Below are 7,766 nucleotides of genomic sequence, written 5' to 3' on the forward strand. Positions count from 1 at the left end.
CTCATGGCCTGAATCGGCCTTCTTGTAAGTGTCCGTGAAAACGGGGTAGAACCCCGGCCATCGTCCAGCATCGGCTGCACCTGGTCTTCCGGCAGCCAGGCCAGCCCGCTGCCGGCCAGTGCAGCCGCGCGGGTCATGCCCATGGTGTTGAAGGTCCACTGACCGGTCACGCGCACGCTCAGTTCGTTACCGTCCTGGCCGAAATCCCACGGCATCAGCCCGCCATGCGTGGGCAGCCGCAGGGTCACGCAGTTGTGCTCGGCCAAGTCGTTCGGATGCCGCGGTACCACGTGCTGGCGGAAGTAGCTGGGCGCACCGACCACGCGCATGTGCAGCGGCGGGCTGACCGGCACGGCAATCATGTCGCGCGCCAGCCGTTCGCCGAGGCGGATGCCGATGTCGTAGCGCTCGGCGACGATGTCGGCCAGCCCGTAGTCGGCAGCCAGTTCCACCTTCAGGTCCGGATACTGCTGCAGCAATGGCGCCAGCCGCGGCCAGGCGATGTACTCGGCGGCATGGCCGGTCGCATTGATGCGGATGGTGCCGGCCGGTCGCTCGCGGTACTCGGCCAGTGCGGCCAGTTCGTCCTCGATCTCGGCCAAGCGCGGGGCGAGGGTATCGAGCAGGCGGGCGCCAGCCTCGGTGGTGGACACGCTGCGGGTGGTGCGGGTCAGCAGGCGCACGCCGAGGCGCTCTTCCAGGCCGCGCATGGCATGGCTGAGCGCGGACTGGGAGACACCCAGCTGGGCGGCGGCCCTGGTGAAGCTGCCTTCGCGGGCAACGTGGACGAAGGCCTGCAGGTCATTGAGGTTTTCACGGGGCATGACGGGATGATACGGCTCCCGGATTGAACGGATCTGTCGATTTCCGGCTCCCCGGTTCGTCGTACCGGTACATCCATCGCAAGGAGCTTCCGCATGAGCACTGAAAAGCCCAAGGGCCCGGCCTCGTACTTCCCCTCCATCGAGAAGACCTACGGTCAGCCGGTGGCGCACTGGTTCGGGCTGCTGGCGAAGCAGCCTGGGCTGAAGCACATGGAACTGGTGAGCTTCCTTAAAAGCGAGCATGGGCTGGGCCATGGCCACGCCAACGCGCTGGTGGCGCACCATCTGGCCGGGAAGGGATGAGGCAGGCAACGCTGCGCTGAACGGTCGTGTGGGATCAGGCCACACGGCATCCAGAGTCAGGCAGACTGGGCGTTCATTCCGAGGCAGGACGCCCATATGCAGGTCACGCTGGACGCGATCACCGTCGACAACTACGAAGCCGTGTGCGATCTCGACGTCAGTGAGGCGCAGCAGGATTTCGTCGCCGGCAACACCTGGTCGCTGGTGCAGGCCGCGTTCCATCCGGGTTACCAGACCCGTGCCATCCAGGCCGATGGCGAGCCGGTCGGGTTCTTCATGTGGGTGCCGGAGACGCCGCAGCGCATCTCGATCTGGCGCTTCATGGTCGATCAGCGCTGGCAGGGGCGTGGCATCGGGCGCCGCGCGCTGGAACTGGCGCTGGCGCAGATCCGGGATACGCCCGGCCTGGTCGAGATCGAGATCTGCTACAACCCGCACAATCCGGTGGCGGGAGCCTTCTATGGCAGCTTCGGTTTCGTCGAGACCGGCATGGACGATGATGGCCAGGACATGCTGGCCGTGCTGCCGGTGACGCCTCCGAAATAACCTGAATGGGCGAGCGCAGCTGAACGATTTCATCTGCAACTGTCATGCAGATCGTGTCTAATATCGCTCCCCACCTGCTGTTCCCCCACCCGTATGTCCCTTCCCGCCCATGGCTCCGCGCCGTGCGACGACGCTGACGGCCACCTGGTCACCGCTGGTCCGCTGACCCCACCGCCCGACAGCGCCGGCACCACCGCCGACGAAAAAGCGCTGCGCCACTCGATTGCCGAGGATGTGCAGGGCATGGTGCTGGCCACGATGGTGGCCTCGCTGGGCCTGGCCATCTTCGCCAAGGGGGGGCTGATGATCGGCGGCATGGCCGGCATGGCCTTCCTGCTGCACTACTCAATGGGTTGGAACTTCGGCCTGGTGTTTGTGCTGGTCAATCTGCCGTTCTACTGGGTGGCGCTGCGGCGCATGGGCTGGGAATTCACCCTGAAGACCTTCGCCGCGGTCACCGCTTGTGGCGTACTGACCGACCTGCTGCCGCGCTGGATCGACTTCTCGCACATCAACCCGTTGTATTCGGCGATCGTCGGTGGTGCGTTGTCCGGCCTGGGCATCCTGTTCTTCATCCGCCACCGCGCCAGCCTTGGCGGCATCGGCATCCTGGCGGTGTACCTGCAGCGCACCCGCGGCTGGAGCGCGGGCAAGGTGCAGATGTCCTACGACGCCTGCCTGATGGTGGCCGCGTTCTTCGTGTTGTCGCCGTCGAAGGTGCTGTACTCGGCGATCGGCGCGGTGGTGCTCAGCCTGGTGCTGATGTTCAACCACCGCCCGGGTCGTTACATGGGCGTGTGACGATTCGACGGTAGTGCCGGCCGCTGGCCGGCAACACCTGCAGCATTCCGAGGCTGCCGGCCAGCGGCCGGCACTACCGGGAGGCCTGCAACCACGGCGGCGACAGCGTCAGCAGCCGCGCATGCACCGGGCAGTCCTCGGCGTGCGCACCGGGCAGGTAGCCCAGGCTCATCAGGAATTCGCCGGTGATCTCGCCGCCGGTGAAGCGGAACGTCTTCTTGAACAGCTTCACCCAGTCGGCCTTGCTGCGCGGATGGTGCGCGTCCAGCCACGCCGCGAAGCTGCCGTGGCTGGCCCGCAGCTGCTGGATCACCTGTGCGTTGTGGATCGCCGCCAGCACCTTCAGCCGGTTGCGGATGATGCCCGCGTCCGACAGCAGCCGTTCGATGTCCTGCTCGGCGTAGGCTGCAACCCGATCCACATCGAAGCCGTCATAGGCCGCGCGGAAGCCCTCGCGCTTCTTCAGGATGGTCTCCCAGCTCAGCCCGGCCTGGTTGATCTCCAGCACCAGCCGCTCGAACAGCTCGCGCTCGTCACGCTGCGGGAAGCCGTATTCGTTGGCGTGGTAGTAGTCGTGCACCGGATGGCCCTGGGCGATGAGGCAGTAACCGCTCATGGAGAAGACTCGTTGGATTCGGGTTCGGGATCGATGGCCACCGCGGGGCGCCCGCCGATGGACAGCATCGGCCAGCGCGGTGGCACAAGCGTGAGTTTGCCGTCACGCAGGGCCTGGTTGATCGCCTCGCCCTGGCCGCTGACGGTGCCGAACAGCGAACCGGCCCGGCGCCACTGGCCATCCCCGCCACGTGCGTACAGCACGCAGTCCGGCCCACGGTGGGTGTAAAGCTCGCACAGCAGCACCTCGGTGCTGCCGTCGCCATCCAGGTCGCGATGCACGATCAGGCAGTCGCGCTCGCTCTGGGCGCAGGATTCGCCATTGATCGCGCGGGTGGCCAGTGCCTGCCACCAATCGTCCGGTGGCGAGCTGGATCCCTTGGCCAGCTTCAGCGCGCGCTGCAGGGCGGCGACGTCCTGCAGACCCTTGTCCAGGCGCTGTCCATCGTCCCAGCGCGAGGTACGTGCCAGCGCGGCAGCGATCACCTGTGGCGCGTTGGCATCGGCGGTGATGGCCGGATCACGCTGCAGCTCGCGCAGCGCCTGCACGCCACGGCGCCCAAGATCGAAGCGCAGCACGTTGACGTCACTGCTGGTGATCGCTGGCGGGTCCGCACGCAGGCGCGCCAACTGGCTGGACAGGGTCAGCCGCACCGGGTCCAGCAGCGGCGAGTTGCCCAGCAATGCCAGTGCCAGCACCGCCCAACACATCCAGCGGTTGACCGGCTCCAGCGTCTGCAGCCAGCGGCCCTGCCGGCGCACTACCGCCAGCGCGTAGCCCAGTGCATAGCCGGCCACGGCCAACGCGATCAGCACCGCCCAGAAGCGGTCCAGGGTCCAGCCGTACTGCACCACGCGCAGGCCCAGTGCATACAGCGCCAGCACCGCATAGACCGGCAGCGCCAGCAGGCTGGCCTCGACCAGCCGGCGCAGCACGACGGGGTAGGGCGCGGTGTCGTCGCCCTGCTGGTAGACCGCATTGGTGAATGACACCAGCAGCAGCGACAGCACCAGCAGCAGGCTGGCGGCCGAGCGGGTCTTCCACAGCGGCTCCAGCCCGGTCAGCGGCAGGCTCAGCACGAACAGCACGGCGATGAACGAGAGCAGCGGCAGCAGCCCGCGGCAGATCGCGAACAGCACCTGGCGGGTGATCTGGATCGCGCGGTGCTGGGTGCGCCCGATCAGCACGCCGAACCCGGCCAGGCTGCCGGTGGCCAGCGCGATGAACGCGTCCTGCCGGAACAGGTCGCGGAAGATGGTCACGTCGAGCAGCTGGAACAGCGCCGCCCACAGCCACAGCAGCAGCCAGGTCAGCCCGGTGAACAGCGCGGCGAGGGCCAGGGTCAAACCATTCTGCCAGGCGCGCTCGAACAGCTCCGGGTAGCTGGCGCGCCAATGCCCGTGCTGCAACTGGAACTGCCACCAGGGCAGGGCCACGAACACTGCTAAGGCCATGCCCAGGGTCAGCGGGAACTGCAGCGCGCCCGATTCCAGTGCGGTCTCGCCGTTGAGGTTCCAGCCGATCCAGGCGGCCAGCGCCAGCACCACCGCCGAGCCGAGCGCGGCCTGCAGCCACAGGCGGCGCTGGCCCAGCTCGACCAGGCTCAGCGCCACCGCGCTGGGAATGGCCAGCACCCAGGCATACCAGCAGTAGCGCCAGCCGATATCGCGGAACGGCCACGCATCGGACAGCTCCTGCGCGGCATACAGCATCAGGCCCTGCAGCAGCGCGATCAGGACGATGGCGCTGCGTGCCGGCAGGGTCAGGGGCGATGAAGACTGCATCGATGACCTTCCATGGCAAAGCACCATCCTAGCCCATCGCGGTTCGGCGCCATCGCGCGACCATCCCGCCCCCAGCAGGTAGAATGGGGGCATGCCTGTAACGCCGACTTCCCTTGCCGATCACCTGCTCGTCGCGCTGCCGTCGCTGCTCGACGCGACATTCGCCCGCAGCGTTGCGCTGATCTGCCAGCACGACGAGAACGGTGCGATGGGTGTGCTGGTCAACCAGCCTTCCGAATACACGCTGGGCGAAGTGCTGGCTCAGATGGACATCACCACCGGTGATGGCGACCTCCAGGCGCGCATGGTGCTCAACGGTGGCCCGGTGCATCCCGAACGTGGCTTCGTCATCCATGACGACGCACGCGCATGGGATTCCAGCCTGATCGTGGGTGAAGGCCTGTACCTGACCACCTCGCGCGACATCCTCGAAGCGATGGCACGTGGCGAAGGCCCGGCCAATGCCGTGGTCACGCTGGGCTGTGCGGGCTGGGGCGCGGGGCAGCTGGAAAGCGAGCTGTCCGAGAACAGCTGGCTGACCGTACCGGCCGACGCCGAGCTGGTGTTCCAGCTGCCGCTGGAGCAGCGCTGGCAGGGTGCAGCCTCGCGTATCGGTGTGGACCTGTTCCGGCTGACCGACTACAGCGGCCATGTCTGAGCCCATCACGCCCGCGCCGGATTCTGCTGCCCCGGCAATCCGCCGTGATGGCACCGTTCTGGGGTTCGATGTCGGCTCGCGCCGCATCGGCGTGGCCATCGGCAGTGCCTTCGCTGCGCATGCGCGCGCGGTGGCGGTGGTCGATGTGCATGGCAACGGCCCGGACTGGACCGCGATCGAACGCCTGCTCAAGGAATGGAAGCCCGACGGCCTGGTGGTCGGCGACCCGCTGACCCTGGACGGCCAGGACCAGCCCAACCGCAAGCGCGCGCAGGGCTTTGCCCGCCAGCTGCGGGAACGTTTCAAGCTGCCGGTGGTGATGATCGACGAGCGTTCCAGCTCGGTCGAGGCCGCCCGCCGCTTCGCCGTCGAGCGCGCCGAAGGGCGCAAGCGCCGCCGTGATGCGGCCGCCCTCGATGCCGTTGCCGCGGCGGTGATCATCGACCGTTGGCTGTCGTCGCCGGACGACGCCACCCCCATTCCCTGACTGCCCGACACCGCCATGACCGCCCAGCAACTCGATGCCTCCGGCCGCCTGCGCCACCTGCTGACCCTCGAAGGCCTTCCGCGCGACACCCTGCTGCAGCTGCTTGACCGGGCAGGGCAGATCCGCGACGCCGCGGTCGGTCGTGTCGGCAACAAGCGCCACGTGCTGGCCGGTTCGGCGGTGTGCACGCTGTTCTTCGAACCGTCCACACGCACCCGCAGCTCGTTCCAGCTGGCCGCGCAGCGCTTGGGCGCCGACGTACTGAACTTCGATGCATCGACCTCGTCCACGCGCAAGGGCGAAACCGCCTGCGACACGCTGCGCAACCTGGAGGCGATGGGCGTGCGCGGCTTCGTGGTGCGCCACCCCGATGATGGCGCCGTGGCCGCACTGGCCGAGGCAGCGGGTGAGGGCACTGCACTGATCAACGCCGGTGACGGGCGCAGCGCGCACCCGACCCAGGGCCTGCTGGACATGCTGACCCTGCGCCAGGCCAAGGGCCCGGATTTCTCGAAGATGAAAGTGGTGATCGTCGGCGACGTGAAGCACTCGCGCGTGGCCCGCACCGACCTGCATGCGCTGCGTACGCTCGGCGTGGGCGAGATCCGCGTGTGTGGCCCGCAGTCGCTGCTGCCGGACGACGAGACCCTGAAGGGCTGCGTGGTCGGTGATGATTTCGACGCGATGCTGGAAGGCGTCGACGCGCTGATGATGCTGCGCCTGCAGCGCGAGCGCATGGAAGAAGGCCTGGTGCCGTCGCTGGAGCAGTACCACGCGCAGTACGGCCTGACCAACGAACGCCTGGCCCGCGCCGGCAAGGATGCCGCGGTGCTGCATCCAGGCCCGATCAACCGCGGCGTGGAAGTGACCGACGAGGTGGCCGACGGCCCGCAGTCGTGGGTGCTGCGCCAGGTCGCCAACGGCGTCGCCGTGCGCATGGCCGTGCTGGAAACGCTGCTGGGCTGATCGCCGCTCTGGTGGGTGTCAACCTTGGTTGACACTGCTGGTGTGGTGGGTGCCAACCTTGGTTGGTACTGCTGTTGTGGTGGGTGCCAACCTTGGTTGGCACACTCACCGATCGGCTTGTCCGCGCACCGCTTTGGTAGATGCCAACCTTGGTTGGCACTATCCACCGGAGCTCATGTCATCGGGTAGATCACATGATGCCCCAAGCTCCCATTCGCACCATGCATGGGGATATTGCCCCAACCGCGACGTCAGCCCGGCCCTGATCGGATTTCCCATCAGGTACATCGCATGTCGGTGCAACGATTCGTCCGAGCGGATCGCATGATCGTGATAGCAGGCCTGCCAGAAGCGCCCGACTCGCCCCAGCAGCCGGTTTGCCTGCTGGGCTGTGCGCGACTTGAAACGCTTCATGACGGTTTCCAGTGACCCGGCGCGCAGTTCGACCAGCCAGTGAATGTGGTCGGGCATGACCACGTAGGCAATCGAGCGGGTGAAGCCTTCCTGATCAAGTCGCTGGAATTCGCGCACTGCCAAGGCGGCCACTGCGGCGTTGGTGAAGAGCGGTGCGCGGTCATGGACGACTGTGGTGAGGATATAGCTGAGGCCGACGCTGGAGCGACGACCGAGCAGGAGACGTGTGTTCTGCATGGAGCAAGCATGGATGGGCCTGCTTCCAGTGAACATCGGGGAATGGCTTGGTTTCAGGTAGGCCAGTGCCAACCAAGGTTGGCAACTACCAGAGCAGTCAATGCCAACCGAGGTTGGCAACTACCAGAGC

10 protein-coding genes are annotated in these 7,766 nt (G+C 67.0%); 6 read left to right on the top strand and 4 right to left on the bottom strand.

The genetic code is table 11. The features are described 5' to 3' along the window. Window positions 1-824 (bottom strand): LysR family transcriptional regulator (locus R1L06_RS20210; protein WP_317218577.1); only part of this gene is annotated, 824 nt, incomplete at its 3' end. A gap of 93 nt (window positions 825-917) precedes the next feature. Between R1L06_RS20210 and R1L06_RS20215 the strand changes: the two genes are divergently transcribed. From R1L06_RS20215 to R1L06_RS20225, 3 genes are all read left to right on the top strand, one after another. Beyond that, complete coding sequence (locus R1L06_RS20215; RefSeq protein WP_088481050.1) at window positions 918-1,127, top strand: DUF4287 domain-containing protein; 210 nt, start codon at window positions 918-920, stop codon at window positions 1,125-1,127. Between the two features lie 96 nt (window positions 1,128-1,223). Then, the gene (locus R1L06_RS20220; protein ID WP_317218578.1) at window positions 1,224-1,673 is read left to right on the top strand and encodes a GNAT family N-acetyltransferase; all 450 of its coding nucleotides are present in this window, start codon (window positions 1,224-1,226) and stop codon (window positions 1,671-1,673) included. Between the two features lie 93 nt (window positions 1,674-1,766). Further along, window positions 1,767-2,474 (top strand): YitT family protein, encoded by a 708-nt coding sequence (locus R1L06_RS20225; RefSeq protein ID WP_012510275.1) that lies wholly within the window; start codon window positions 1,767-1,769, stop codon window positions 2,472-2,474. Window positions 2,475-2,547: 73 nt separating this feature from the next. Here R1L06_RS20225 and R1L06_RS20230 read toward each other — a convergent pair whose 3' ends face one another. Together R1L06_RS20230 and R1L06_RS20235 are read right to left on the bottom strand one after the other, a co-directional pair. Further along, a complete protein-coding gene (locus R1L06_RS20230; protein ID WP_317218579.1) occupies window positions 2,548-3,090 on the bottom strand; it encodes a DNA-3-methyladenine glycosylase I in 543 nt (180 codons plus the stop codon). Beyond that, window positions 3,087-4,874, bottom strand: a complete 1,788-nt coding sequence (locus R1L06_RS20235) for a DUF4153 domain-containing protein (RefSeq protein ID WP_317218580.1) — start codon at window positions 4,872-4,874, stop codon at window positions 3,087-3,089. Before R1L06_RS20235 ends, R1L06_RS20230 begins: the two co-directional genes overlap by 4 nt. Before the next feature lie 91 nt (window positions 4,875-4,965). On the opposite strand from R1L06_RS20235, the gene R1L06_RS20240 reads away from it, so the two are divergent. Genes R1L06_RS20240 through R1L06_RS20250 form a run of 3 tightly spaced genes read left to right on the top strand, consistent with a single transcriptional unit; the run spans window position 4,966 to window position 6,985 of the window. Continuing rightward, complete coding sequence (locus R1L06_RS20240) at window positions 4,966-5,532, top strand: YqgE/AlgH family protein (protein WP_004147177.1); 567 nt, start codon at window positions 4,966-4,968, stop codon at window positions 5,530-5,532. Then, window positions 5,525-6,019: a Holliday junction resolvase RuvX gene (gene ruvX, locus R1L06_RS20245; protein ID WP_005408378.1), complete on the top strand. Its 495-nt coding sequence runs from the start codon at window positions 5,525-5,527 to the stop codon at window positions 6,017-6,019. Before R1L06_RS20240 ends, ruvX begins: the two co-directional genes overlap by 8 nt. A 15-nt stretch (window positions 6,020-6,034) precedes the next feature. Next, window positions 6,035-6,985, top strand: coding sequence for an aspartate carbamoyltransferase catalytic subunit (locus R1L06_RS20250; RefSeq protein ID WP_032130186.1), 951 nt, complete (start codon window positions 6,035-6,037; stop codon window positions 6,983-6,985). A gap of 159 nt (window positions 6,986-7,144) precedes the next feature. On the opposite strand, the gene R1L06_RS20255 is transcribed toward R1L06_RS20250, so the two are convergent. Then, window positions 7,145-7,636: an REP-associated tyrosine transposase gene (locus tag R1L06_RS20255; RefSeq protein WP_032130187.1), complete on the bottom strand. Its 492-nt coding sequence runs from the start codon at window positions 7,634-7,636 to the stop codon at window positions 7,145-7,147. Between the last annotated feature and the right edge of the window lie 130 nt (window positions 7,637-7,766).

The sequence above is a fragment of the Stenotrophomonas mexicanensis genome (assembly GCF_032911605.1).
GTDB classification, from domain to species: Bacteria; Pseudomonadota; Gammaproteobacteria; order Xanthomonadales; family Xanthomonadaceae; genus Stenotrophomonas; species Stenotrophomonas maltophilia_A.